Origin of the sequence: Ciceribacter ferrooxidans, from assembly GCF_004137355.1 — a bacterium.
Lineage (GTDB): Bacteria > Pseudomonadota > Alphaproteobacteria > Rhizobiales > Rhizobiaceae > Allorhizobium > Allorhizobium ferrooxidans.
Genome location: NZ_SDVB01000016.1, coordinates 1 through 305, shown reverse-complemented (window position 1 = coordinate 305; position 305 = coordinate 1). Strand labels below are relative to the sequence as shown.

Sequence of the window (305 nt, the reverse complement as noted above, 5' to 3'; positions counted from 1 at the left end):
TGGAAATGGAAAACGAAAGCCTCCGCGACCACAAGCGCGAGCGCCATGACGGCGATCGCGAAGAGGAGGAGGACGAAGATCACGTCGGCCTCCGCGGCGCTGCCGCCAGCGAGGCGGTTCCGACCCCGATCAAGGCAACGCCCCCGGCAAACGGCCTCTTCAAGACCGGGGCTACGCCGAAAGTGATCATCCAGTAACGAGCCGCTCCCCTTTTCTATCTCTTCGGCCGGCGGACCACCTCGGTGGTTCGCGGAACGGGCATCCCCTGCCCGCGGCCATCACACGCCATCACCCCTTCACGATCC

General features: G+C 65.2%; 1 pseudogene. It reads left to right on the top strand.

What is annotated here, in order from left to right:
* Window positions 1–197, top strand: a pseudogene (locus EUU22_RS25085) (hypothetical protein); the annotation flags it as partial.
* Window positions 198–305 lie beyond the last annotated feature (108 nt).